24 protein-coding genes are annotated in these 25,056 nt (G+C 37.7%); 8 read left to right on the top strand and 16 right to left on the bottom strand.

Annotated features, from left to right (window positions below):
• Positions 1–13 precede the first annotated feature (13 nt).
• Positions 14–3,523, top strand: a complete 3,510-nt coding sequence (addB, locus tag AB1279_RS18475) for a helicase-exonuclease AddAB subunit AddB (protein ID WP_429760258.1) — start codon at positions 14–16, stop codon at positions 3,521–3,523.
• Positions 3,520–7,242 (top strand): helicase-exonuclease AddAB subunit AddA, encoded by a 3,723-nt coding sequence (gene addA, locus AB1279_RS18470; RefSeq protein ID WP_429760256.1) that lies wholly within the window; start codon positions 3,520–3,522, stop codon positions 7,240–7,242. The genes addB and addA overlap by 4 nt, the downstream gene beginning before the upstream one ends.
• A 103-nt stretch (positions 7,243–7,345) precedes the next feature.
• Here addA and AB1279_RS18465 read toward each other — a convergent pair whose 3' ends face one another.
• The 7 genes from AB1279_RS18465 to AB1279_RS18435 form a co-directional block, all read right to left on the bottom strand.
• Positions 7,346–7,561: a spore germination protein gene (locus tag AB1279_RS18465; RefSeq protein ID WP_336483561.1), complete on the bottom strand. Its 216-nt coding sequence runs from the start codon at positions 7,559–7,561 to the stop codon at positions 7,346–7,348.
• 41 nt (positions 7,562–7,602) lie between these two features.
• On the bottom strand, positions 7,603–7,986 hold the full coding sequence (locus tag AB1279_RS18460) for a spore germination protein GerPE (protein WP_429760254.1): 384 nt from the start codon (positions 7,984–7,986) through the stop codon (positions 7,603–7,605).
• A gap of 12 nt (positions 7,987–7,998) precedes the next feature.
• Positions 7,999–8,193, bottom strand: a complete 195-nt coding sequence (locus AB1279_RS18455) for a spore gernimation protein GerPD (RefSeq protein ID WP_429760253.1) — start codon at positions 8,191–8,193, stop codon at positions 7,999–8,001.
• A gap of 6 nt (positions 8,194–8,199) precedes the next feature.
• Positions 8,200–8,814, bottom strand: a complete 615-nt coding sequence (locus AB1279_RS18450) for a spore germination protein GerPC (RefSeq protein WP_429760251.1) — start codon at positions 8,812–8,814, stop codon at positions 8,200–8,202.
• A gap of 61 nt (positions 8,815–8,875) precedes the next feature.
• Positions 8,876–9,085, bottom strand: a complete 210-nt coding sequence (locus tag AB1279_RS18445; protein WP_429751475.1) for a spore germination protein GerPB — start codon at positions 9,083–9,085, stop codon at positions 8,876–8,878.
• Between the two features lie 16 nt (positions 9,086–9,101).
• The gene (locus tag AB1279_RS18440; RefSeq protein WP_336483556.1) at positions 9,102–9,323 is read right to left on the bottom strand and encodes a spore germination protein; all 222 of its coding nucleotides are present in this window, start codon (positions 9,321–9,323) and stop codon (positions 9,102–9,104) included.
• Positions 9,324–9,460: 137 nt separating this feature from the next.
• Complete coding sequence (locus AB1279_RS18435) at positions 9,461–9,640, bottom strand: aspartyl-phosphate phosphatase Spo0E family protein (RefSeq protein WP_429760249.1); 180 nt, start codon at positions 9,638–9,640, stop codon at positions 9,461–9,463.
• A gap of 240 nt (positions 9,641–9,880) precedes the next feature.
• On the opposite strand from AB1279_RS18435, the gene AB1279_RS18430 reads away from it, so the two are divergent.
• Together AB1279_RS18430 and AB1279_RS18425 are read left to right on the top strand one after the other, a co-directional pair.
• Complete coding sequence (locus AB1279_RS18430) at positions 9,881–10,780, top strand: fumarylacetoacetate hydrolase family protein (protein WP_429760248.1); 900 nt, start codon at positions 9,881–9,883, stop codon at positions 10,778–10,780.
• Between the two features lie 195 nt (positions 10,781–10,975).
• Positions 10,976–11,260 (top strand): HXXEE domain-containing protein, encoded by a 285-nt coding sequence (locus tag AB1279_RS18425; RefSeq protein ID WP_429761472.1) that lies wholly within the window; start codon positions 10,976–10,978, stop codon positions 11,258–11,260.
• A gap of 36 nt (positions 11,261–11,296) precedes the next feature.
• On the opposite strand, the gene AB1279_RS18420 is transcribed toward AB1279_RS18425, so the two are convergent.
• Positions 11,297–12,487, bottom strand: a complete 1,191-nt coding sequence (locus AB1279_RS18420) for an ornithine--oxo-acid transaminase (RefSeq protein ID WP_429751469.1) — start codon at positions 12,485–12,487, stop codon at positions 11,297–11,299.
• A 151-nt stretch (positions 12,488–12,638) separates the two neighbouring features.
• On the opposite strand from AB1279_RS18420, the gene AB1279_RS18415 reads away from it, so the two are divergent.
• Positions 12,639–12,992, top strand: coding sequence for a YisL family protein (locus tag AB1279_RS18415; protein ID WP_429760246.1), 354 nt, complete (start codon positions 12,639–12,641; stop codon positions 12,990–12,992).
• Between the two features lie 67 nt (positions 12,993–13,059).
• On the opposite strand, the gene AB1279_RS18410 is transcribed toward AB1279_RS18415, so the two are convergent.
• The gene (locus tag AB1279_RS18410; protein WP_429760244.1) at positions 13,060–13,611 is read right to left on the bottom strand and encodes a DUF2777 domain-containing protein; all 552 of its coding nucleotides are present in this window, start codon (positions 13,609–13,611) and stop codon (positions 13,060–13,062) included.
• Between the two features lie 142 nt (positions 13,612–13,753).
• Here AB1279_RS18410 and asnB point away from each other — a divergent pair, with 142 nt between their 5' ends.
• Positions 13,754–15,601: an asparagine synthase (glutamine-hydrolyzing) gene (gene asnB / locus AB1279_RS18405; protein WP_429760242.1), complete on the top strand. Its 1,848-nt coding sequence runs from the start codon at positions 13,754–13,756 to the stop codon at positions 15,599–15,601.
• Positions 15,602–15,717: 116 nt separating this feature from the next.
• Here asnB and AB1279_RS18400 read toward each other — a convergent pair whose 3' ends face one another.
• From AB1279_RS18400 to AB1279_RS18380, 5 genes are all read right to left on the bottom strand, one after another.
• The gene (locus tag AB1279_RS18400) at positions 15,718–16,542 is read right to left on the bottom strand and encodes a metal ABC transporter permease (RefSeq protein WP_429760240.1); all 825 of its coding nucleotides are present in this window, start codon (positions 16,540–16,542) and stop codon (positions 15,718–15,720) included.
• Positions 16,488–17,195, bottom strand: coding sequence for a metal ABC transporter ATP-binding protein (locus tag AB1279_RS18395; RefSeq protein WP_429751459.1), 708 nt, complete (start codon positions 17,193–17,195; stop codon positions 16,488–16,490). Before AB1279_RS18395 ends, AB1279_RS18400 begins: the two co-directional genes overlap by 55 nt.
• 79 nt (positions 17,196–17,274) lie before the next feature.
• Positions 17,275–18,225, bottom strand: coding sequence for a metal ABC transporter substrate-binding protein (locus AB1279_RS18390; RefSeq protein ID WP_429760238.1), 951 nt, complete (start codon positions 18,223–18,225; stop codon positions 17,275–17,277).
• Between the two features lie 529 nt (positions 18,226–18,754).
• Positions 18,755–19,015, bottom strand: a complete 261-nt coding sequence (locus tag AB1279_RS18385; protein ID WP_429761471.1) for a DUF3947 family protein — start codon at positions 19,013–19,015, stop codon at positions 18,755–18,757.
• Positions 19,016–19,446: 431 nt separating this feature from the next.
• A complete protein-coding gene (locus AB1279_RS18380; protein WP_429760236.1) occupies positions 19,447–20,733 on the bottom strand; it encodes an ammonium transporter in 1,287 nt (428 codons plus the stop codon).
• Between the two features lie 278 nt (positions 20,734–21,011).
• Here AB1279_RS18380 and AB1279_RS18375 point away from each other — a divergent pair, with 278 nt between their 5' ends.
• Positions 21,012–22,304 carry an alpha-amylase family glycosyl hydrolase gene (locus AB1279_RS18375; protein ID WP_429761470.1) on the top strand — a complete coding sequence of 431 codons (1,293 nt, stop codon included), beginning with the start codon at positions 21,012–21,014 and terminating at the stop codon, positions 22,302–22,304.
• A 22-nt stretch (positions 22,305–22,326) separates the two neighbouring features.
• On the opposite strand, the gene AB1279_RS18370 is transcribed toward AB1279_RS18375, so the two are convergent.
• Complete coding sequence (locus AB1279_RS18370) at positions 22,327–22,818, bottom strand: YajQ family cyclic di-GMP-binding protein (RefSeq protein WP_429751449.1); 492 nt, start codon at positions 22,816–22,818, stop codon at positions 22,327–22,329.
• 403 nt (positions 22,819–23,221) lie between these two features.
• On the opposite strand from AB1279_RS18370, the gene AB1279_RS18365 reads away from it, so the two are divergent.
• Positions 23,222–24,076: a CvfB family protein gene (locus tag AB1279_RS18365; protein WP_429751447.1), complete on the top strand. Its 855-nt coding sequence runs from the start codon at positions 23,222–23,224 to the stop codon at positions 24,074–24,076.
• A gap of 40 nt (positions 24,077–24,116) precedes the next feature.
• Here AB1279_RS18365 and prsA read toward each other — a convergent pair whose 3' ends face one another.
• Complete coding sequence (gene prsA / locus AB1279_RS18360; RefSeq protein ID WP_429760234.1) at positions 24,117–24,968, bottom strand: peptidylprolyl isomerase PrsA; 852 nt, start codon at positions 24,966–24,968, stop codon at positions 24,117–24,119.
• Positions 24,969–25,056: the final 88 nt, after the last annotated feature.

The raw sequence follows: 25,056 nt of genomic DNA, 5'->3' as shown, positions 1-25,056 counted from the left end.
AAGGCGGGTTTACATGTCACTTCGATTTATTATAGGACGAGCTGGAAGTGGAAAGAGTACACAGTGCTTGCAAGAAGTACAACAGGATTTGCAGCATCGTCCAAAAGGTGAAACCATTTTATATCTTGTGCCAGAACAGATGACATTCCAAACGCAGCAAGCATTAATTAATGGGGACGTGAGCGGCTCCATTCGTGCGCAAGTGTTTAGTTTCTCACGTTTAGCGTGGAAGGTTCTTCAGGAAGTGGGAGGAGCAAGCCGCCTTCATATTGATGAATCTGGTGTGCATATGTTGCTTCGTAAAATTGTGGAGGCGCGTAAAGAAGAGTTATATGTCTTCCAAAAAGCAGCGGAGCAAAACGGATTTTTTGAACAGCTTGGCAGTATGATTACTGAATTTAAACGCTACAATTTAACGCCGTCAAATGTGTATGCAATGTGGCAAGAGTTAGACGCTCATAGCAGCGGAAATGAACAGAAATTGCTAGCAAATAAAATGTATGACTTACAGCTTCTATATGATGATTTTGAGCGAGCGTTAATTGGAAAATACTTAGATTCTGAAGATTACATGCAGCTTTTATTTGAAAAACTTCCGCATTCAGAGTATGTGAAAGATAGCATCATTTATATTGATGGATTTCATACATTTTCACCGCAAGAGTTAGAAATTGTAAGGCAACTATTAAGATGCGGGGCAAGAATGACAATTGCATTAACGCTTGATGAACAAACGCTATCACAGCCAGCAAATGAGCTAGATTTGTTTTACCAGACGCTTATAACATATGAAAAAGTAAAGCAAGTAGCTAGGGAAGAGAAAATCATTATTGAAAATACAATTATAATGAGAGAACAACCGCGCTTTGTGTCAAGGGCACTTGCGCATTTAGAAGCGCATTATGATTCTCGTCCGTATGCAGAGTTTCAAGGAGAATCACAGATTACGCTATATTCTGCGGCTAATTTACGGGCAGAGGTGGAAGGCGTTGCGCGCGAAATTCGTAGGTTAGTAGCAGAGGAAGGCTATCGTTATCGCGACATATCTGTTCTACTTCGCAATGGTGAAAGCTATTACGATATGATTAAGACGTTGTTTGTTGATTATAATATCCCATTCTTTATTGATGAAAAACGCCCGATGCTTCATCATCCATTAATTGAGCTAATTCGTTCAGCCTTAGAAGTCATTAGTGGAAATTGGCGTTACGATGCGGTATTTCGCTGTGTAAAAACCGAACTGTTGTACCCGTTAGATGTAAATAAAGCGAGAATACGTGATGAAATGGACGAATTTGAAAACTACTGTTTAGCATATGGGGTACAAGGGAAACGATGGACTTCGGAAGAACCATGGACATATCGTCGTTACCGCTCATTAGATGGTGTACATGGCGGCCAAACAGACAGCGAACGAGAAATGGAAGAAAAGATTAATCGTCTTCGTGAGATTGTTCGCACACCTATCATTCGTTTGCAAAAGCGATTAAAACGAGCAAGGGCGACAATGAGCATGTGCGAAGCAGTCTATTTATTTTTAGAAGAACTAGACGTTCCGAAAAAATTAGAAGATTTACGTTTGCGAGCCGAAGAAGAAGGAAACTTCTTATTTGCGAACGATCATGATCAAGTATGGGAACAAGTAATTACGCTTCTTGATACGTGCGTTGAAATGCTCGGAGAAGAGAAAATGTCTCTTTCTATGTTTGTAAATGTTATGACGACAGGGCTAGAATCACTCCAGTTTGCTAATATTCCGCCGTCGTTAGATCAAGTTTTAATTGCAAACATTGACCGTTCTCGTCTTTCTAACATTCGGGCAGCATTTGTGATTGGAGCAAATGAAGGGATTATTCCAGCGGCGCCATCAGATGATGGTGTATTATCCGATGAAGAACGAGAAGTGCTTGTTTCAGCTGGAATAGAACTTGCACCAACAGCACGCCAAAAGTTATTAGATGAACAATTTGTCATTTATCAAGCCGTTACTAGAGCATCGGAGAAGTTATATATTTCTTGTCCGCTTGCAGATGAAGAAGGGAAAACGTTACTAGCATCTAGCTTCATAAAGAAGATGAAAAGAATGTTTCCTTCAGCAGGCGAAATATTTATAACGAATGATGTAAATGATCTGTCATCGCGTGAGCAAATTTCATATGTGGCAACGCCAGAAGTGACACTTTCCTATTTAACGCAGCAATTGCAAAACTGGAAACGTTACGGTTTTGAAGGCAATCTTTCTTTTTGGTGGGATGTATACAATTTTTATGTTACGTCGCCAGAATGGAAACAGAAGAGCAGCCGTGTGTTATCGAGTTTATTTTATCGGAATCGAGCGCGTAAATTAAGTGATGCTGTAAGCCGGGAGTTATATGGTGACAAAATTAGAGGCAGCGTATCGCGTATGGAACTCTTTAATCGCTGCTCGTATGCTCATTTTGCGCAGCATGGATTATCTTTGAAAGAACGTGATATTTTTAAATTAGATGCACCAGATATTGGCGAACTGTTCCATGCAGCTTTGAAAAAAATTGCTGATAAGCTATTGAAAGAAAAACGTACTTGGGCCGATTTAACAGTAAAAGAGTGTGAATATCTTTCTGTCACAGTGATTGAAGAATTAGCACCGCTTCTGCAGCGTCAAATTTTATTAAGCTCCAATCGTCATCATTATTTAAAACATAAATTGCAGCAAATTATTTTCCGTACTTCACTTGTGTTAAGAGAGCATGCAAAGTCAAGCGGATTTGTACCTGTTGATTTAGAAGTCGGATTTGGGATGGGCGGAACAAATTCATTGCCGCCTATGAATTTTGAACTACCAAATGGTGTGAAAATGGAAGTAGTCGGGCGAATTGACCGCGTTGATAAAGCAGAAGATGAAACCGGAACGTTTTTACGTATTATTGATTATAAATCAAGCGCGAAAAAACTAGATTTAACGGAAGTATATTACGGCTTAGCTCTGCAGATGCTTACGTATTTAGATGTTGTCACAACAAACGCAGGCAAATGGATGAAACAAGGTGGAACTGCTAATCCTGCAGGGGTACTTTATTTCCATATTCATAACCCAATTGTTGAAATGAAGGGCGATGTTTCAGACATTGAAATTGAACAAGAGATTTTAAAGAAATTTAAAATGAAAGGGCTTGTCCTTGGAGATGCTGATGTTGTTCGGTTAATGGATAACACATTAACATCAGGAAGCTCTAATATTATTTCAGCTGGCCTGAAAAAAGATGGCAGCTTTAGCGCACGTTCTGATATTGCGAGTGAACAAGAATTTGATGTACTGCAACAATATGTACATCGTACATTTGAAAACATCGGGACAGATATTACAGAAGGTGTCATCGATATTGCACCGTATAAAATGGGGAATAAAACAGCATGTACGTTTTGTAATTTCCGCTCGGTTTGTCAATTTGATGAGTCGTTAGAAGATAATAAATACAGAGCATTACAAGATATGAAAGATAGTGAAGCGTTAGAGAAGATGAGAGAGGAGACCAAGTCATGATACAAACTTGGCCAGCAAAACCGGAAGGAAGTCAGTGGACCGATGATCAGTGGAAAGCGATCGTTGCTGATGGACGCGATATTTTAGTAGCAGCTGCAGCCGGGTCGGGAAAAACGGCGGTACTTGTTGAACGGATTATTCGTAAAATGATTCGGGAGGACAATCCAATTGATGTCGATCGTTTACTTGTTGTGACATTTACAAATGCAGCGGCACAAGAGATGAAAAATCGAATTGGTGAAGCGTTAGAAAAAGTATTAATCGATGATCCAGCTTCGCCGCATATCCGAAAGCAGCTCAGTCTGCTTAACCGGGCATCCATTTCAACAATTCATTCTTTCTGCTTACAAGTGATTCGAACGTATTATTATATGCTCGATATTGATCCGCGCTTTCGCATTGCGAATGAAACGGAGAATGAATTATTAAAAGAAGAAGTACTGGATGACATATTAGAAGCAGAGTACGGTATGCAGCAGAATGAGGTGTTTTTTGAACTTGTTGATCGTTATACGAGCGACCGTAGTGATGATGACCTGCAGCGTATGATTTTAGCGCTCCATACAGAATCTAGAGCACATCCAGATCCAAACGGTTGGCTTGATAAATTAGTTGAAGCCTATGATGTAGAAGGAAAAACAATTGAAGATCTTATGTATGCTTCGTATTTATTGGAAGATGTAAAGGTTCAGCTGCAAACAGCAAAGCAATATGTAGAAAAAGCAATCGAACTTGCGATGTTACCGGATGGTCCAGCACCGCGCGTTGAAACGCTGCAAGCTGATCTTCTTTTAATTGAGAACTTGTCTGGGGCAACGAATGAATCTTGGACAAGCATATACGAAGCGATGCAAAATGCCTCTTGGCAAACGTTAAAGCGTATTAAGAAGAGTGATTATAATGAAGAGATTGTGAAACAAGTTGATTCTTTACGTAATAAAGCAAAGGATGAAGTAAAGAAATTACAGGAAGAACTGTTTAGCAGAAGTCCGGAAAGCTTTTTACGTGATTTTCAAGATATGCATCCCGTACTACAAAAGCTTGTTGATCTTGTAAAAGTATTTACAGAACAATTCCAAGCGATTAAGCGTGATAAAGGAATGGTTGATTTTACAGATTTAGAGCATTTTTGCTTGCAAATCTTAAGTGAACGTTCGAGTGAGGGAGAGATGTGCCCATCACCAGTTGCGTGGCAATATCGCAATAAATTTGCAGAAGTGCTTGTCGATGAGTATCAAGACACAAACTTTGTACAAGAATCCATTATTAAACTAGTAACAAAAGACTCTGAGCAAGACGGCAATTTATTTATGGTCGGCGATGTGAAGCAAAGTATTTATCGCTTCCGTTTAGCGGAACCAGGGCTATTTTTAGGGAAATATAGACGCTTTACATCTGAAGGCATAGATGGCGGCATGAAAATTGATTTAGCCAAAAACTTCCGCAGTCGTCATGAAGTACTAGCAGGGACAAATTTTATTTTTAAACAAATTATGGGCGAAGCTGTCGGAGAAATTGATTATGATGAAGACGCTGAGTTGAAGCTTGGAGCGAGTTATCCAGAAGGAGCGGATACATCAGCAGAGCTGTTATTTATTCATCAATCTGATAGCGAAGCGGTGGATGAAGAGGAAGGGGTGGAATTAGAAAAGGCGCAATTAGAAGCACGCCTTATTGCACAAAGAATAAAGGCAATGGTCGATTCTGGTTATGAAGTGTATGACCGAAAAACAAATGGCATGCGCCCAGTTACTTACCGTGATTTTGTTATTTTACTGCGCTCTATGCCATGGGCGCCGCAAATTATGGAAGAGCTGAAACAACAAGGTATTCCTGTTTATGCAGAGCTTTCGACTGGATATTTTGAAGCGACGGAAGTCAATATTATGATGAATCTATTTCGTGTGATTGATAATCCGGCGCAAGACATTCCGTTAGCGGCTGTTCTTCGTTCACCTATTGTTGGATTAACAGACGAAGAGCTTGCGATGTTACGTACTTACGAGAAGAAAGGTTCGTTTTATGAAGTGATGCGTTCTTTCTTACAAGGTGCGCCGCTAGAAGAAGAGAAGGAATTGCATGAGAAGGTGTTATGGTTTTATGAACATTTGCAAGTTTGGCGTGAATTCGCTCGCCAGCAGTCGCTCTCTGATTTAATTTGGAAAGTGTATCGTGAAACAGGCTATTATGACTTTGTAGGCGGCCTTCCTGCTGGCAAGCAGCGTCAAGCAAACTTGCGTGTGTTATATGATCGTGCTCGTCAATATGAAGCGACTTCATTTCGCGGTTTATTCCGCTTCTTACGTTTTATTGAACGTATTTTAGAACGCGGTGATGATATGGGGACAGCGCGTGCTCTCGGAGAACAAGAGGATGTTGTTCGGATTATGACTATTCATAAAAGTAAGGGGCTGGAATTCCCAGTTGTATTTGTGGCAGGGCTTGGACGACGTTTTAACACACAAGATTTGATGAAGCGATTCTTGCTGCATAAAGATTTTGGATTTGGCTCGCAATTTATTGATCCGAAAAAGCGTATTAAATATACGACATTATCACAGCTCGCGATTAAGCGGAAAATGAAAATGGAGCTCATTGCAGAGGAAATGCGTGTGTTATATGTAGCTTTAACACGTGCGAAAGAAAAGCTTATTTTAATCGGGACAGTAAAAGATAAAGAAAAAGAAATGCAAAAATGGCTCGATGCACGTGAGCATACAGACTGGTTATTGCCGGATTATGTACGTGCCGGGGCAACTTGCTACTTAGATTGGATTGCACCATCGTTATGTAGACATAGAGATAGTGATAGGCTTCTTGAAATAGGACAAGGAAGTATTCCAACTGATATATATGAGTATGATACGAACTGGAAAGTAGAAGCAGTTGATGGAGCGGGATTACAGGCACCGGAGCCAATGAAAGAAGAAAAGCAAGAACTATTAGAAGCGCTTCGGGAACAAAAGGCAGTTTCGGCGTGCAGTGAACAAAAAGACGAAGTGTATGAAAGATTAACTTGGCAATATGGATTCCAAGATGCAGCAACGCACCGAGCAAAGCAATCTGTTACGGAAATTAAACGAAACTATCAAGCGCAAGAAGGAAGCGATACTGCGTTTATTAAACGAGTTCGTGCACCAATTGAAACGCGTCCGCGTTTTATGGAGAAAAAAGGACTCACGTATGCAGAGCGCGGGACGGCTGTGCATACCGTTATGCAGCACGTAAACTTAGCAAAAGCAATAACAATTGAAGCTATTCAGGAACAAATTGCTGAAATGGTGAATAAAGAGCTCTTAACATTTGAACAAGCAGAAGAAATAGCACCGGAAAAAATTGTTTCATTTTTTGAAACAGAATTAGGTAAACGTGTATTAGCTGCAGAAAATGTAGAGCGCGAAGTGCCATTTACGATGATGTTATCAGCAGAGGAAGCATATCAAGATTGGAAAGATGAGCAAGATGAATCAATCCTTGTTCAAGGTGTTATTGATTGTATGATTGAAGAAGAGGATGGTATCGTTTTAATTGATTTTAAAACAGATACAATTGAGGGTCGTTTCCCAGGTGGATTTGAACAAGCGAAATCAACGTTAGAAGAACGTTACAAAGTGCAGCTGAAACTTTATCGTAAAGCACTTGAGAAAAGTTTGCATCAACCAGTAAAAGAAACGTATTTATACTTCTTTGATGGCAGCCACGTGTTGCAAGTAAAATAAGATGAAACTTTCAATAAGAGTTTAAAGATGGGGCCAAAAGCGGTAGTTATAAACTTTGAGTGGACAAGAAACAAAAAACGGAGGAATTCCCTCCGTTTTTTCATTATGCTGTTCCGATTTGATCTTGATCAGCTACATCTGAATCAAATGTATTTGTACCGCTTACACCGTTAAATGTATTAAGGACAAAAGCAACATTTGATGAACCGGATCCATTATAAGCTTTCGTATTTTCCTTCGGAGATACATTATAGAAGTCTCCTAAGTTAAAAGAACCGTTACTATTTTGAACGACTAAGTTCCCGACAATAGACGGCATGTTTTCACCTACTTCAAATTCCTTTTATGGTACTATATGATTTATTTTGCGAAAGGTTCTTCTGTAACAAAGTGGCGAATTTGGAAAGTGCGTGAGTTTGAAAATACATAATCAATAGATCCAATGTGAAAACAAGAAGCGTTTAGCATACTTTGAATAGCAACGCAGTTTACTTCGATAAAGGGGTTTTTGTTAATGACATTCATTTTTACCTCGTTTATACGAGTTGGAATCGTGATTTCGTCATCAACAAATATTTCATATTCTTCCCATCTTCCTTCTTGGGCCAAAAAGTAAGGGATTTCGCGTTGAACAGCAAGTGTTCTATTTTTTAATTCCATATGGTTCGTATCGCCAATTTGAATAATAGAACTAAGTCCTAGTGTAGTAACAGAAGGCTGATGGACAACGGAAATATGTCGCATAACGAGTCCTCCTTATCTAGGAGTTGAAGGCACAGCGGTTACGAGTGGTACAAATGGGCCGCCTGTTACAGATTCAAATGGTGTATCTAAAATAGAAGATGCAATAATTAAGTTTGCATCGCCTACTAAGAATAAAGCAGACGAAGATACCCCAAGGGATGTAATGGTTCCTACTTTGATTTCGTGATTAATAACAGTAAAATTCATATGCATTTACTCCTTTCGAAAGTTACGTGGTATATGCTGAATAAAGGCAAGGAATGCTTTATCAATATCTTGTTTCATTGCTTGTATAATGACACTTTTCATATATTGTGGATTAGATGTAATCTCTGGATGTGGCTGTACTTGAGATAAATAGTATGGGAGACGATGTTCCATTTGTTTCTTTATATCATCGATCATCATTTGACGGTACATATCATCGAGAGGTGTTCGTTCTTCTTGCTCAAAATGAAGAATGCGACTATACGCTTCTTCGTCTAAATAGCGGTGCATTTCTTGAATGATGTCTTGATAAAAATCGGGATTTACTTGGGTTTCAGGATTTACCTTTAATGTTTCAGTTTCAACATTAAAGTCTTCAATTATTTCTCCTTTGCTCGTAAATGGATTTAAACCGATATTTAATGTACCACTTAAAGTTTCGACTTTTAGCTGATCAAATTTGTATTCGACTTTCCCAATTGAAGAGGACGGCCGTTGTTTCAGTTCTTCCATTTGTTCTGTTAGCTGTGCTAGTTGTGTTTCTAAAGCATTTATTTTTTCTTGTTGTTGTTGAATGCACTGTTGTAGTTGCTGTAAGTAAATGTATATATCTTGACTCACTGCTAGAAGCCTCCTTTTTGATCTGGAGGGTATATTGGTATATGTCTATGATATTAGTATGTTAAGAAGAACTAGGAGGGGCAGGGGAAATCGAAATAATTTGTCCTGGAGCTGTTAGCGGCGGGGTTGGTTGTGTAAATCCACCTGTATTAGAGAACTTTGACAATGTTTTAATACTTCCTGCACTTCCAATTTGAAAGACGGCTGAGGTTGTAAGGTTCTCAATTCTTATATTGTTAATAATAATACTTTGCTGTACATACAAATCCAATTTTTATTCCCCCCTTTTAATAAGTAGCAGTGATTGGTTGATCGATTACATCAGAATCATTTACATTTGTAGTGTTTTCGTAATTGTAAATTGATACACTTTCTCCAACATTAAAAGAACCTGCTCCTGCAAATGCGCGAGAATAACTAATGGGACGAATGGCAAATACATCTCCAATATGCAATACACCGCTCGATCCGATATTAACAATATTAATGTGTCCAACCATTGCAGGCATAGAAAACACCCTTCATGTTAAAAGTTTTTGTATTTTTCTCTTTTTAGACCGAATTCCTATGATCAAAGTTTTACTCTATTATTGTATGGGCGTTTGGGCAAATATGTGTCTGTTATTTTAAAAATAAAAACGTACACTCAGCGGGAGTGTACGTCTATATTTTGAGTTGACATATCATCTATTTGTATGAGTAATATAACATTTAAGAGCCTGTCCAGCTCTTGGCTACAACTAACTGTTTTTTGAGATGTCATTCCATAACGTTTGGCCAAGTATTTCATTTTTTCACGTTTTTTTTCAATTGCTTGCTCAAACATAGAATCGGCTCCGTCTCCTTATAGATTTTAAGAGTATCTTTAGTACATATTATACAAACTTTCCATAAAAAAGAAACACCTTCGATAAAAGAAGAAAGGATTCTACATATTTTGGCAAAAAAGCATTTTGATTGCACGGAGAATAGATAGAATATTGTAAAATAAAATATTTTTAGGAGGATTTTCATTAGTAGGTACGAATACAATTACAGTACGAGTTTGAAGATGGGGTGTGGAAATATGCGGTTTGTGACAGTAAAAGCAGATGAAAAAGTGTTTGTTGGTGTTGTAGATGAGACATCACAAACAGTGTTGCATGTCAGAGAAGCACAGAGGAAAAAAGGAGAAAAAATTACGATTCCCATTACAATGCTAGAGTGTATCGACCAGGGGGAACCCTTTATTACAAAAGTAATTGAGATTGTCGAATGGGCAAAAGAAAATTGCAAGGATGCTTATTATCCATTATCGGAAGTTAAGGTATTAGCTCCTATTCCAAGGCCAAGAAAAAATATTCTTTGTGTTGGGAAAAATTATCGTGAGCATGCAATCGAAATGGACGGGGCGGAAGCAGTTCCGGAAAATATTATTATTTTTACAAAAGCTCCAACAACTGTGATTTGTGATGGTGATAAGATTAATAGTCATCCGCATGCTACGAGTGAACTTGATTATGAAGGTGAGCTCGCCGTTGTGATTGGAAAGCGTGGAAAGGAAATCCAAAAGGAAAAAGCCCTTGATTACGTGTTTGGTTATACGGTTATAAATGATGTTACAGCTCGAGATATTCAGAAAAAGCATAAGCAATTTTTTCTTGGGAAAAGCTTTGACACGTTTTGTCCAATGGGACCCGCTATTGTACATCGCTCAATGATTGCTAATCCGAATGCGCTTCATATTGAAACGAAGGTGAACGGGGAAGTACGTCAATCTTCTACAACGGCAAACATGATGTTTTCAGTTGAGGAAATTATATCAATTGTAAGTAAAGGAATGACGTTAGAGCCAGGAGATATTATTGCGACTGGAACACCAGCAGGAGTTGGAAAGGGATTTAAACCACCTCGCTTTTTACATGCTGGTGATGAAGTTGTTATAACAGTTGAACATGTTGGAACGCTCTGTAATCATGTCAAATAACATACAGCGCTCTCCTTATTTCTCGCGTATTCCTACTTTTTTGCTTTGTATAATGCAGAAGAGTATTATTTTTTTCCAGAAATAAAATATTTACAGCCCATTCAAATGGAAGAGAATGCATTAGAGCAGAAGTATTTTTAAATAGTATTACTTATACTAACTGTTTTTGTATGTACGATTGTGCTTATACATAATATGTTTTTGACGCAGATGACTTTATATGCTGTACTGTTCATCCAGTCAATGATTTTTATGAATGGAATCGTTTATCTTGTAGGAGCAATTTTGAAGAGAGGATATGTACCTGGACTTGGTACAGCTTTCTTTTTAGTAATTCCTTTTTCAGTGTTTTTGTTTTGGAGAGGAAATGCAGTTGGCTGGTGGAAATGGAAGCGTGTGTGGGGATCATGTATTATCGGTATATTACTCATGTTTCCTATCCTAGCTGGTCTGTTGTATATAGTTAGGGCTATTTTATAGTAAAAAAGGTTGTCTCTTAAGAGACAACCTTTTTTATTAAGATAATACTGCTTTAATTTTTTCGAACGCCCACTGTAAATCCTCTTCAGAGATAACAAGAGGCGGAGCGATGCGGATTACATTTTCATGTGTTTCTTTACATAGTAAGCCAGATGCTTTTAATTTTTCACAGTAAGGACGTGCTGGTTCATTTAATTCGATTCCGATAAATAAACCTCTTCCGCGTACTTCTGTGATCATTGGATTGTCAATTTCACGTAATTGATTTAACAGCTTTTCTCCTAATTGTAAAGAGCGCTCTGTTAAGTTTTCTTCTACTAGTACATCTAGAGAAGCAAGAGAAACCGCACAAGCTAGTGGGTTACCACCAAACGTAGAACCGTGAGAACCTGGCTCAAATACACCTAAAATTTCGCGGCTTGCAGCAACGCAAGAAATTGGGAACACACCGCCGCCTAATGCTTTTCCAAGGATATACATATCAGGAATAACATTGTCCCAATCGCATGCGAACAATTTTCCAGTACGGCCTAAGCCTGTCTGAATTTCATCTGCAACAAATAATACATTTTCTTCTTTACATACATTGTATGCTTCTTGTAAGTAACCTGCTGGTGGAATGTTAATACCAGCTTCGCCTTGGATTGGCTCTAAAATAAATGCAGCTGTATTTGGTGTGATCGCTCCTTTTAATGCTTCAATGTCGCCGTAAGGAATAACAACGATACCTGGAAGCATTGGGCCGAATCCGCGTTTATATTCGTCGTTGGATGACATGGATACTGCACCCATTGTACGGCCATGGAAGTTATCAACACATACAATAATCTCAGCTTTGTTTTCTTCAACTTTTTTCACATCGTATGCCCAGCGTCTTGCTGTTTTGATAGCAGTCTCGACAGCTTCAGCACCTGTATTCATTGGAAGTACCATTTCTTTATTAGTTAATTTCGCTACTTTTTCATACCAAGGACCTAATTGATCGCTGTGGAATGCACGTGATGTTAATGTTACACGCCCAGCTTGGTCGATAAGTGCTTGAATAATTTTTGGATGACGATGACCTTGGTTTACAGCAGAATATGCACTAAGCATGTCCATATAACGGTTGCCTTCTGGGTCTTCTACCCAAACACCCTCTGCTTTCGCAATTACGATCGGTAGTGGATGATAGTTATTTGCTCCGTATGTTTCTGTTAATTCAATAATGTCTTTTGTTTGAATCATGCTAGTTCCCCCTTTTGCTTTTACAAGAAGTTTGTAAATACTCTAAATATTATATCATTTAAACGTGAAAAAAGCTAAATGTTTCCTGAAAAGAAATGAACGTGGTATCATATAAAGTGAAAAAATGTGTAAAAGAGGAGGAAAGGTTTATATGTTACATATGCATATTACTGCATGGTCGTTAGGGATTATTTTGTTTTTTGTAACATATTCGATGTATAAGAATGGAAAGCAAGCAAAACCAATGCACATGGTGGTTCGTTTGCTATATATCTTGATTATTGTATCAGGATTATTAGTTTACAAAGACGTTCACTGGATGCCTATGCTATATGGGATGAAAATGCTCGGTGGTATTTGGGTAATTGCTGCGATGGAAATGGTTCTTGTGAAAGCAAGCAAAGGAAAATCGACAAGAGCGCTTTGGATTCAATTTGTTATTGTGTTGTTAGTTGTGTTATATCTTGGTTTACGATTACCACTAGGGTTTTCGCCGTTTGCTTAAAACACAAAATGAGGATGTTTTCAAAAGTAAGTATTCAATTACTTTTGAGACATCCTCGTTTTTATTTTTAATTGCTAATATGTAGTTCATCCCCATCTGCTTTTGTAATTTTAAATATATCCTTATTATGTGTAGAATAACGGACATAATGGTGATGAAGGGAACAAATCATTTCTTCATTATCAAATAAGAGAAAATTAACTCCTTCGCATGGCTGATCTTTTGGCTGGAAAGACAAAAAATTATGGGAATATATACAGTCGTATAAAGAATAACCTAGTGATTGTAATATTTCCGTTATAAGTGAAAAAGATGAATCTGGAAGTTCTTCTAGCCACTCATGGTAGCTTGTCATTAACTTTTTTCGGATACGAATTGTTTCGCCGTTTTGCAACGGATGATGTTCATCTGCTACTTGCAGAATATTGTGCTCATAAAAACGAGCAGGTAACCAATTATTGTTATATAAAACTTCAAATCCATCTTCAATCATATCTTCTAATAAAGAAGCTTCATCGCTTTCTTCATCGAAAAATACCCATTCATCGTTTATATATTCAACATTTCCGATTGTATGAGCACGCGGTTGGCTATACAAAATATGTTTACGCTGTTTCATTCCTGCGCCCTCCTTTTTTATAGAAGTTTTCTATTCTTGTTATAGACAGTTCGGTCTTTCTTTATAACCAAGGCACATAGAATTGAAATTGGGCATAAAATAAAAACAGACTGCAGATATGAGATGAGAAAGGGTGATTGGGATGTGTGGAATTACGGGGTGGATCGAGTATAAAAAAGTGTTATCAGAAGAAAAAGAGACAATAACGAGGATGGCAGAAACGCTCACGAAGAGAGGACCGGATGATACGAACGTTTGGCTGATGAATCATGTTGCTTTTGGACATAAACGGTTAATTGTTGTCGACCCAGAAGGCGGAAAACAACCGATGACGCGGATGAAAAAAGAAGAACGCTATACCGTTTCTTATAATGGAGAGTTATATAACACAGAAGATATTCGAAAAGAATTAAGGGAAAGAGGCTATACGTTTCAGGGACATTCAGATACAGAAGTATTATTAACAGCTTATATAGAGTGGAAAGAACAGTGTGTTGAGCATTTAAATGGTATTTATGCATTTGCTGTATGGGATGCGGAAGAAGAAAAAGTTTTTATTGCGCGCGATCGATTAGGAGTGAAACCATTATTTTACAGATGTGATGTAGGGCGATTGTTATTCGGCTCAGAATTAAAAGCGATTTTAGCTCACCCAGATATCAAAGCGGAGGTTACGACAGAAGGGTTAGCGGAAGTGTTTGGATTGGGGCCGTCCAGAACCCCTGGGCATGGTATATTTGCTGGAATTGAAGAATTGCGTCCAGGTCATGCGCTTACGTTTTCCAAAAACGGTTTAAAAGTTTGGCGTTATTGGAATGTCGTAAGTAAAGAGCATACACATAATTTTGAAGAAACAGTAGAACAAGTTCGTTTTCTATTGCAAGATGCGATTACAAGACAGTTAGTATCGGATGTTCCGTTATGTACATTTTTATCAGGAGGCGTCGATTCCAGTGCGATTACTGCATTTGCAGCGATGGCGTATGAACGGGAAGGAAAAGGGAGGCTTCATACGTATTCGATTGATTATGAGGATAATGAAAAATATTTTAAATCGAATGCATTTCAGCCGAATTCAGACGCTCCGTTTATTACGTTAATGACAAATACATTTGATACGATCCATCATCGCTGCGTTATTTCGAACGAAAGCTTAGCTCAGCATTTAACAGAAGCTGTTCTTGTTCGAGACTTGCCGGGGATGGCGGATATTGATTCCTCACTGCTTTGGTTTTGCCGAGAAATTAAACAAGATTTTGTTGTAAGTTTGTCAGGTGAATGTGCCGATGAAATTTTTGGTGGTTATCCGTGGTTTTACCGTGAAGATGACTTACAATCAAGTGCGTTTCCGTGGATGCGATCAACAGAAGCGCGTGAACAATTGCTAAAAAAAGAATGGCGTAAAAAACTAAAATTACAAGAGTATGTACAGTATCGTTATGAAGAATCTGTGCGCGAAACACCTGCGTTAGAAGGGGAAAGCATACTTGATGCCAAAAGAAGGCAATTATTTTATTTAAATATGATTTGGTTTATGACGACCCTTCTTGATCGAAAAGATCGAATGAGTATGGGAGCTAGTTTAGAAGTGCGTGTACCATTTGCTGATCATCGTCTTGTCGAATATGCATGGAATATTCCGTGGGAAATGAAAATGTATAAAAAACGCGAAAAAGGTCTATTACGTAAGGCACTAGAAGGTGTATTGCCAGATGATGTGTTGTATAGAAAGAAAAGTCCATACCCGAAAACACATAATCCGCATTATACGAAGGCAGTTACTTCATGGCTGCAAGAGTTGTTAACGGATAAACAGTCCATTCTTCATGAATTATTTGATAACGAGCAGTTGCAAGGGTTAATTGAATCAGGGGGCAGTGCATTTCAAACGCCGTGGTTCGGGCAATTAATGACGGGGCCGCAGCTGTTGGCACATTTAGGGCAAATTCATGTTTGGTTTAAGGAGTATAATATAAATATTAAAGAATAGAACTGAGGGTCATAGCGTGTAAACTATGACCCTCAGTTTTAATAAGTGTATTTTGGGAGCTGTTCTGCTTCTGTTGTCGTTAAGACAATACGTGACAGATTGTAATATCTCTCACTTTATGCGCGATTAAAACGAATATATTTCCAAACCCATTGAATGCACAAGCCGCAAAGTAAAAATAATACAAGGACAAGTGTAATAGTTGCCCCGGGCGGTGTCCCTAATTTATATGACGACGTGAGTCCTAAAAACATACTAATGACACCTATTGCCATACTAGATAGAATAGCTATTTTGAATCCTTTTACCAGACGCATCGCAATAGCAGCTGGTAATATCATAAGCGCTGATACAAGCAATGCACCTATAATAGGCATCATAACGGAAATGGTTAGCCCTGTTAATACGCTAAAGGACAAGGATAGCCATTTTGTAGGTAGTCCGCTTGTAAAGGCTGTATCTTCATCAAACGTCAGTACGTACATAGGGCGTTGAAACACTAGATAATAGATTCCTACCAAGATACAAACTACTACTAAGAAACGAAGCTGTTCTTGGCTAATTGTGATAATAGATCCAAACAGATATTGTTCTACATTCGTTGAAATACCGCCTTGATTTAAACTCATTAGGACGAGAGCTAAGGATAATCCAGCTGCCATAAGGATAGCTACGGATACTTCTGAATACGTACGATAAGTATTTCTCATATATTCAATTCCTAATGCACCAATAATAATGACGATAATCGTAACTACATTAACATTGGAATGAAGCGTTAGACCAAGTGCTACTCCAGCTAACGAAATATGCGAAAGGGTATCAGCCATTAAAGATTGGCGTCTTAAAATCAAAAACATTCCTAATATGGGAGCTATCATGGCAATTAATCCGCCTGCCCAAAATGCTCGCTGCATGAACCCAAAGTGAAGCATCTCCATTGTGTGTTCTCCTTTCTTTCTAAATAAATGTTTCGATCTGCATACGGTTTTACATCATCCAAGTCATGTGTAACCATGATGACCGTTCGCCCATGTTCTGTGACATGATGTCTCATCAATTGATAAAAATGATTGCGACTTTCAAAATCCATACCGGTAGTGGGTTCGTCTAAAACTAGAATGTCTGGTTCGGAAGCTAGGACACGAGCAATACAAATGCGTTGCTTTTGTCCTCCTGATAACTCTCCAATTTTGCTGCTGCGAAATTTCCACATATCGACGCCAAGTAGCGCTTGCTTAACATGCTCATGATCTTCTTTAGAAAGTGAACGAAACCATTTTCCGCGAGGGAAACGGCCAGATTGTACAAGCTCTAACACGGTACTTGGAAATCCTGCATTAAAGGAAGAAACTTGTTGAGGGACGTAACCAATGATAAGTTTCTGTCCTTGTTCATTTTTTTTACTGATGTTTACGGTTCCTCTCCAGGGCTTTAATAAGCCTAACATAATTCGTAACAGAGTAGATTTTGCTGCTCCGTTCGGCCCAGTCAGTGTAACAAATTCACCACTATTTATATCGAGAGAAATATCTTCTAAAATGGTTTCATTTCCATACTTAAATTGAACCTGATTCATAGATATGATTTTCATGAAATCTGCCTTTTCCTTTCTTTAGGTGTAAGTAGAAAAAGTGCGTTTTACATGATTGTAAAACGCACTACTATTGCTATTACATAATAGATTGTTTTAGTGCATCCAAGTTCTTTTTCATATAGCTAATATAGTCATTTCCTTTTGCTTGTTCTTCTTTTGTAATTCCTTCAATTGGACTTAATACAACTGTTTTTGCTCCCGTTTCATCCGCAAGAGTTTTTGCTATTTTTGGAGAAGCTACTTCCTCAAAATAAATGATCTTAATATTGTTGTCCTTCACATACTTTTGAAGTTCTGCTAATTTAGCTGGACTTGGTTCCTGATCAGGAGCAAGACCAGCAATTGGAACTTGAGTAAGACCATATTCTTTTGCTAAGTACCCAAATGCCGCATGTTGTGTTACGAATTCTTTATGTTTTGCATTACCGAGAGTTGTTCTAAATTGGTTATCTAAATCTTTTAGCTTTGCAGTAAATTGATCTGTGTTTTTTTCATAATCTTGTTTATGAGTTGGATCTGCTTCTATAACTGCTTGTTTAATATTTTCTACTTCTTTTTGGGCTAAAACTGGATCTAACCATACATGAGGATCCATTGGATGTCCTTGTTCCTTAGCGGTATGCTTATCTTTTTCATCCTCAGCGGTTCCTTCCATAAGTGAAATACCCTTACTTGCATCTACCACTTTTATATTTTTATTATCAAGGCTTTTTAGTACTTTAGGTACCCATGTTTCCATAGAGTCACTGTTGTATACAAACACATCGGCACTTTCAATTTTAGCAATATCTTTTGGAGAGGGTTCAAAATCGTGTGGTTCTGTCCCCGCAGGAATTAACACATCTACTGTTCCATTGGAGCCAACCACATTTTTAGTAAAGTCGTACATAGGGTAAAATGTTGTTACGACCTTAAGAGACTTGTCTTGTTTTGTAGTACCTTTTGCCTCATCTTGTTTAGAACAGCCCGCAATAGCAGTCGAAAGGGCTAAAGCAGTTACTAATGCACCAAATTTCCATTTTTTCATGATGTACTCATTCTCCTTTATACAAATATGAAACTTAATATAAATAATAGTAATTACGATTTACAAAAAGAATACTACCATCTGAGGTTAACCGCTTTTTAAATTGTCTCCTAGATAGTGGAGGAATATCCTGGATTGTAATAGTTTTAATTTTATTGCGATGTTCATGGTCACAGGAGTGATGATCTTGTTTATCTAAAACGAAATCGTTTTGATTTAGATTATAGCAAGTATATAGTAATAGGTACATACTTTATATTGACACTGCCTTTTAAAAATATTGTACGAATTGTAAGGAAGAGTTTTCGTATTGTAGGAAACAGCCTATCTGATGAGATTCACCAATGGACAAATGAAATGTTTTTATAGTCTATTAGAAACAGTGAATTTTGAAGGTGTATTGGATATACGGTTTATCCTGTAAAAGTTCGATTTGGCGGGATTCCGCTTAGTGGGGGATGGAAAAACCCTCACTGATGGAAGTTTCACTTTATTCGTGCAAAGAAAAAAGGAAAGGCGAAAGCTTTCCTTAGAGATAATATATTGAGCCAAAGGGAATTGCCGAGAGAGCAGCTGGATATATGACATGATGGGATATCACAGGGGGATGTACAATATAATGGGGCATAGCATAATGGTGTACGACATGTGTAAAAAGAGGATCTGCTGCCATCACCTGATGAATTGCGTGAAGTGTTTGTTGGGCAGAACTAAATGTGACGGCAGCACCTGCGCCCACACCCGCGCCTGTGCCTACTTGCCTTGTGTTGTTAAAGAATGGATTTATCATCATATTTCATAGAGCTCCTTCGTAGTAGTTGAATTCCTTGTTACATGTTATGACCGATATCTAGGGAAAGAGCGTATCTTTAATTAAATTAGGTAGATTACCTGTTAAATAATTTTATGAATCCACTTCAAAAAATTCGAATGTTGTAAATTGAAGAAGTATATAATGAAGAATTTTAAAAACATTGTTCAAAATCTAAATGGATTAGGATCCATTACAAATGTAAAAAATAATTTTTTTATTAATATAAGAGAATATTAACCGTTATATATCTTTTGTTGATTTTAGAAAAAGGCGCAGTAATAGTAGGAGTATGAAAGGTTTGTTTTTATCTTAGTGGGCATGAGTCAATTTTTCTATCTAGCTCTAATCATAGAAAAAAGAGGATTTCGTTATGAAATCCTCTTTTCGTCATTTCGTTTAAACGCGACCTATTTTGGAGAATTGTAAACACTTTGTTTTAACTTGCCGTCTAAAATATCTCCAATAAGTGGAGTTTCGACTTGTTCATATGCTCTTTCTCCGTGAAGGGAAAGATCGAGTCCCATTTTTTCTTCATGTTCATGCGCGCGAACAGGCAGGAATAAACTAATACCTTTAATAATTGCATACGTCGCTATGGCTGTGAAAGCATAGGTTGCTCCGATTGCGAGCAGTTGTTTCCAAAAAAGTGCTGCATTTCCGTAAAATAATCCGTCTGCACCTGCGCTGTTAACGGATTTTGTAGCGAATAGTCCTGTTGCAATGCCGCCCCAAGTTCCGCCGATGCCGTGGCAACCGAAGGCATCTAGTGCATCGTCGTAACCGAGCTTGTGTTTTAAGAAATAGACGGCCCCGAAGCAAAGAGCACCGCCAATTGCACCTATAATAAGGGCAGATAATGGTGTTACAAAGCCGCAAGCTGGTGTAATTGCAACGAGGCCGGAAATAGCTCCGCAAGCAGCACCTAGTACAGTTGGTTTTGCTTGAAAGAGCCATTCTGTAAGCATCCATGTAAGTGCAGCAGCTGCAGCAGCTGTATTTGTATTAATAAAAGCCGTGAGCGCAACGTCATTTAATGTTAATGTGCTACCGACGTTAAAGCCGAACCAACCAAACCATAATAATCCTGCGCCCAAGATTGTGAATGGTAAGTGATGGGGTGAAGAGTCGTGGGCATCTTTACGTTTTCCGAGGAAAATAGCTAACACAAGACCTGCGACGCCAGATGTAATATGAACAACATTTCCTCCTGCAAAATCGAGTGCTCCGAGTTCTCGAAGCCATCCTCCGAGCCCCCAAACCCAATGAGCAACAGGATCGTATACAAGTGTCGTCCAAAGTAAGATGAAAATAAGGAAAGCGGAAAATCGCATTCGTTCTGCGAATGCACCAGAAATTAAAGCGGGAGTTAAAATTGCAAACATGAGTTGAAACATCATGAATAAGTTATGTGGAATTGTAGCGCTGTAGGCCTCATTTGGCGTGAAAGTAACATGTTGTAGTCCGAACCAATCAAAATTACCAATAAGTCCATTCCAATCCGGCCCGAATGCTAAAGAGTAACCGATGAAAATCCATTGAATAGACACGATTGCCATTGCGCTATAACTGTGCATCGTTGTACTAAGTACGTTTTTACTGCGAACCATTCCTCCGTAAAACAAAGCAAGCCCGGGTGTCATAATCATTACCATCACCGTAGATAAAAAAAGAAATACTGTATCTCCCATATTCATCTTTTCCCCTCCAGTTATGTTATATAAATTAACATTAAAAGTTATATTTAGTATCATATTCATTTTTTAAAAATAAATCAACAGATTTTTCAGAAAATTTATTTTTTATGTAAGGAAATATAACATGAGAAATCTTTAGGTAAGGGAAAATATTGCTTTTGTGTAATCGAAATGCATGAGTATACGAGATAAAGATAAATTGTTATACTTTTCATATAATTTAAAAATTTGGGGGAAGCAATGTGAAGAGGGATTTTGGAAAGTATTTTTTATGTTTTATGTGTCTGTTATCTTTATTTCAATTACCGATTCATGTATCAGCGAAGGAAACGAGGCAGTGGCAAGATGAAATTGTGTATTCTATTATGATTGATCGTTTTAATAATGGTGATCCAAGAAATGATCAGGGGATGAATACGAATAATTTAGAGGCGTATCAAGGTGGAGATATACAAGGGATTATAAAAAAACTTGATTATATAAAAGAGATGGGTTTTACTTCTATTTTGTTATCACCGCCTACTGAAAGTAGTGGTTATGATGGTTACCATCCTACTGATATAACAAAAATGAATGAACATTTTGGAAAGATGAAGGACATGCAGCAACTTGTCCAAGAAGCACATAAACGAGATATGAAAGTCATGTTTGAATTTGTAGTGGATCATGAAGATGAAACGAGCACTATTGAAGGTGCTAAACGGTGGATTAAGGAAACGGATATAGATGGTTACCGACTGATACATACCGAGAGTGTTACAAAGGAATTTCTGAGTGAAGTAATGAAAGCTGTACAGGGTGTGAAACAAAATTTCTTTGTAATAGAGGATACGCAAAGTGGAGGAGGATTTAATCAGGCTTATCAGCAGCGTATTACAGAGGCATTTGCAAAACCGAATATTTCTGTAAAGCCATTGTATGATGTGACGAAAATTGGCAGCGATCGTATGGAAGGGACGTTTATAGATAATAGTCAAACGGAGCGTTTTGTTAGAATTGCAAAAGAAAATAAATATTATCCACCGACCCGTTTGAAATTAGCACTTGCCTATTTATATACATCACCGGGTGTTCCGATTGTATACTATGGTACTGAAATTGCGCTAGATGGAGGGAAGACACCGGATAATCGCCGTTTAATGGATTTTAAAACGGATGAGAAGTTTTTGCAGTATATAGAGAGGCTAGGAGAACTTCGAAAAACATTACCATCACTTCGGTACGGAACGTTTGAACTATTGTATGATAAAGATGGCATGAGTATTATAAAGCGTATGTATAAAGATGAAACAACATTTATTGCTATTAATAATACAACAGAAACACAAAAGGTGACGCTTGCTGCAAGTGAACTTGGAGAAAATCGTGAACTGCGCGGGTTATTAGAGGATGATATGGTACGAGAAGAAAACGGAGAATATTATCTTGTGTTGAAAAGAGAAACGGCTAACGTATATGCGCTTGCAGAAAAAACGGGGTGGAACTGGTCGTTTATTTTGGCGCTAGTTTGCGTTTATTTATTGTTCATGATTTTTATTGTATTAGTAAAGAAACGAAAAAAATCCTCTTAATTAGAGGATTTTTTATGTATGATTATCGATAGTTGATAAATTGTACGTCGATTGATAAGTCAGCACCGCGCACAGCTGCGATAACTGCTTGTAAGTCATCTCGGCTTTTACCCGTTACGCGAACTTGATCGTCTTGTACTTGCGTTTTTACTTTTAATTTTAATTCTTTAATAATGTTATTGATTTTTTTCGCGTTTTCTTTGTCAATGCCTTGTTGTAACTTTGCACGTTGGCGAACTGTACCGCCAGAAGCACTTTCAACTTTTCCGTAATCTAAGTTTTTAATAGGAACTTCACGCTTAATTAATTTTGAAATAAGAACGTCTTTTACTTGATCAAGTTTATACTCATCATCAGAAGTTAAAACGATTTCCTCTTTTTCTAATTTAATATCACTTTTGCTTCCTTTAAAGTCATAACGATTTTGAATTTCTTTTAACGCGATGTTAATAGCATTTGTTACTTCTGGAAATTCTACTTTTGAAACGATATCAAAAGAACTATCTTTTGCCATAGTAAGCACCTCCAAATTAAATTCTAATTCTTCCCCTGCCTTAACGGCAGTAATGTCCAGATTAAAGTATAGCGAAAAATACATGAGTTGGATAGGGAATTATCAGCCTATAAAGGCCTAATTGGTTCGACTAATAATCAGTGAGAGAGACTCCCTTACCGATTAAAGTCTCACCTTATTATAGTTAATTTTGGCGTGTTGGACAAATAAAGGAAAAAACGTGTATAATGAAACTTTGTTTGGAATGATAAAAAAATAAAGTAAAACTTCCATCGGTGGGGGCATTCCCACTGATAGTCAGTTATGTTAATTTAGTTTTATGAGCTGTTTTTACATGAAGAAACAATAAGGATACTACCCGTTAGAATAAGATAAATTTTATATAGAGAAGGGAATTTAAAATATGAAGCTACAACCAGGAGCGATTGAACAAGTAACAGTTTTACGCGAAACAGAAATTGGGTATATGGTCGGTTACGAAGAAAATGAAGTGTTTTTACATAAAAATGAAGTAGCTGGAGAGATTGCAGAAGGCGACACAATTGAAGTGTTTTTATACCTTGATCACCAAGAACGAATTGCTGCAACAATGAAGACACCGCTTATTACAACAAATGATTGGAACTGGGTTAAAGTTGTGGAAGTAAAGCCTCGTCTAGGTGTGTTTGTTGATATTGGTGTTTCAAAAGATATATTAATTCCAGCTGATGAGTTTCCGATTTATACGCCGGTTTGGCCGGAAGAGGGCGATGAATTATACTGTACATTAAAATTAACGAATCGTGGTCGTCTTATTGCTCTTCCGGCAAGGGATTCAGATATGCAAGAAATTGTAGTAGACGCAACGCCATCTATGCTCAATAAAAATATAAACGGTCGAGTGTACCGTTCTTTGCAAGTAGGATCATTTGTATTAACGGATGAACATTTCCGTGCATTCTTACACCATTCTGAGCGTAAAGAGCAAGTGCGTATTGGAGAGCGCGTAACAGGACGTATTATTGATGTGAAAGAAGATGGAACGATTAACATTTCTCTTCTTCCTCGTAAACAAGAAGGAATGGAAGATGATGCAGCGGTTATTTATGAGTATATGGAAAGCCGCGGCGGTGCAATGCCATTTTGGGATAAGAGTTATCCGGAAGATATTCAAGAGCGCTTTAACATGAGTAAAGCAGCCTTCAAACGTGCTCTTGGTAAATTGATGAAAGAAGAAAAGATTTATCAAGAAGAAGGTTGGACATACTTTAAAAAATAATGAGAAAACAGCCGAACAAATTAGATTTGTTCGGCTGTTTTCATGATTGTAGAGCATGTGTAAATGTATCTTTTAAGTCACTATCTTTTACTTTGATATTTGCTTTCTTTAATTCGTCTGTTAATACTTTTTGGCGCCACGTATTATCTTGTATACGTTCGTTTTCAATCGTTTTACGAATAGAATCTTTTACTTCATCATATGGTTTTAATGGTTTTTTATCTGTTAATTTAATAATATGGTAGCCCTTTGATGATTTTACAGGATCGCTAATTTCACCGACATTTAATTTATAAGCGGCTTCTTCAAATTCGGGTACCATTTTTCCTGGACTGAAGTAACCTAAATCTCCGCCGTTTGCTTTTGAAACCGTATCTTCGGAATATTGTTTTGCTAATTCTTCAAATGATGCTCCGCTGTTCAGTTGTTGTTTTATGTCGTTAGCTGTTTGTTCGTCATTTACCAAAATCTGGCTAGCTCTAATGTCTGGTTTATAGCGTGCTTTTATGTCTTTTTCTGTTACTGTTTCTTTAATTGCTTTGTCGATGGACAAGCTTGAACGAATTTGTTTTTTTAAGTCTTCTTCGTCTTTCATCCGATTGCTTTCGAGAAATGTTTTAAAATTATCACCGGCTTGATCTTTTACTTTTTTAAATTCCTTATCAACTTCCTCATCGGATACTTTATATTTTTTTATCATAATGTCTTGTGCCATCATTTCATAAAGCATATCTTTTCCGAAACGTTCTTTTAATGCTTGATCAAATTCTCCTTTTGTTACCGTACCAGCAGTTGAAGTTGCGATTGGATCAGAACTTTCCTTTGGATCGCATGCAGATAACATTAATGTCCCGAGCGTGGCTGCAGCGATAAATAATTGTCTTCGTTTCATGTAAACACCTCATCCAAAAATCGTTATTACTATTGTAGAAAACGGAAGTGAACATGATGTGAATTTGAGATGGTTTTTTGCATAAAAA

The organism is Bacillus sp. S14(2024), assembly GCF_050473785.1.
GTDB lineage: Bacteria > Bacillota > Bacilli > Bacillales > Bacillaceae_G > Bacillus_A > Bacillus_A yunxiaonensis.
Note: the sequence above shows the minus strand (reverse complement) of the source record. Positions and strands in the feature narration are given on the sequence as shown.

Bases quoted from the DNA above. Each gene is read 5' to 3' on its own strand.
- addB (WP_429760258.1), top strand. From the start codon at position 14: ATGTCACTTCGATTTATTATAGGACGAGCTGGAAGTGGAAAGAGTACA.
- addA (WP_429760256.1), top strand. From the start codon at position 3,520: ATGATACAAACTTGGCCAGCAAAACCGGAAGGAAGTCAGTGGACCGAT.
- AB1279_RS18465 (WP_336483561.1), bottom strand. From the start codon at position 7,561: ATGCCGTCTATTGTCGGGAACTTAGTCGTTCAAAATAGTAACGGTTCT.
- AB1279_RS18460 (WP_429760254.1), bottom strand. From the start codon at position 7,986: ATGCGACATATTTCCGTTGTCCATCAGCCTTCTGTTACTACACTAGGA.
- AB1279_RS18455 (WP_429760253.1), bottom strand. From the start codon at position 8,193: ATGAATTTTACTGTTATTAATCACGAAATCAAAGTAGGAACCATTACA.
- AB1279_RS18440 (WP_336483556.1), bottom strand. From the start codon at position 9,323: ATGCCTGCAATGGTTGGACACATTAATATTGTTAATATCGGATCGAGC.
- AB1279_RS18435 (WP_429760249.1), bottom strand. From the start codon at position 9,640: ATGTTTGAGCAAGCAATTGAAAAAAAACGTGAAAAAATGAAATACTTG.
- AB1279_RS18430 (WP_429760248.1), top strand. From the start codon at position 9,881: ATGCGGTTTGTGACAGTAAAAGCAGATGAAAAAGTGTTTGTTGGTGTT.
- AB1279_RS18425 (WP_429761472.1), top strand. From the start codon at position 10,976: ATGTTTTTGACGCAGATGACTTTATATGCTGTACTGTTCATCCAGTCA.
- AB1279_RS18420 (WP_429751469.1), bottom strand. From the start codon at position 12,487: ATGATTCAAACAAAAGACATTATTGAATTAACAGAAACATACGGAGCA.
- AB1279_RS18415 (WP_429760246.1), top strand. From the start codon at position 12,639: ATGTTACATATGCATATTACTGCATGGTCGTTAGGGATTATTTTGTTT.
- AB1279_RS18410 (WP_429760244.1), bottom strand. From the start codon at position 13,611: ATGAAACAGCGTAAACATATTTTGTATAGCCAACCGCGTGCTCATACA.
- asnB (WP_429760242.1), top strand. From the start codon at position 13,754: ATGTGTGGAATTACGGGGTGGATCGAGTATAAAAAAGTGTTATCAGAA.
- AB1279_RS18400 (WP_429760240.1), bottom strand. From the start codon at position 16,542: ATGGAGATGCTTCACTTTGGGTTCATGCAGCGAGCATTTTGGGCAGGC.
- AB1279_RS18395 (WP_429751459.1), bottom strand. From the start codon at position 17,195: ATGAAAATCATATCTATGAATCAGGTTCAATTTAAGTATGGAAATGAA.
- AB1279_RS18390 (WP_429760238.1), bottom strand. From the start codon at position 18,225: ATGAAAAAATGGAAATTTGGTGCATTAGTAACTGCTTTAGCCCTTTCG.
- AB1279_RS18385 (WP_429761471.1), bottom strand. From the start codon at position 19,015: ATGATAAATCCATTCTTTAACAACACAAGGCAAGTAGGCACAGGCGCG.
- AB1279_RS18380 (WP_429760236.1), bottom strand. From the start codon at position 20,733: ATGAATATGGGAGATACAGTATTTCTTTTTTTATCTACGGTGATGGTA.
- AB1279_RS18375 (WP_429761470.1), top strand. From the start codon at position 21,012: ATGTGTCTGTTATCTTTATTTCAATTACCGATTCATGTATCAGCGAAG.
- AB1279_RS18370 (WP_429751449.1), bottom strand. From the start codon at position 22,818: ATGGCAAAAGATAGTTCTTTTGATATCGTTTCAAAAGTAGAATTTCCA.
- AB1279_RS18365 (WP_429751447.1), top strand. From the start codon at position 23,222: ATGAAGCTACAACCAGGAGCGATTGAACAAGTAACAGTTTTACGCGAA.
- prsA (WP_429760234.1), bottom strand. From the start codon at position 24,968: ATGAAACGAAGACAATTATTTATCGCTGCAGCCACGCTCGGGACATTA.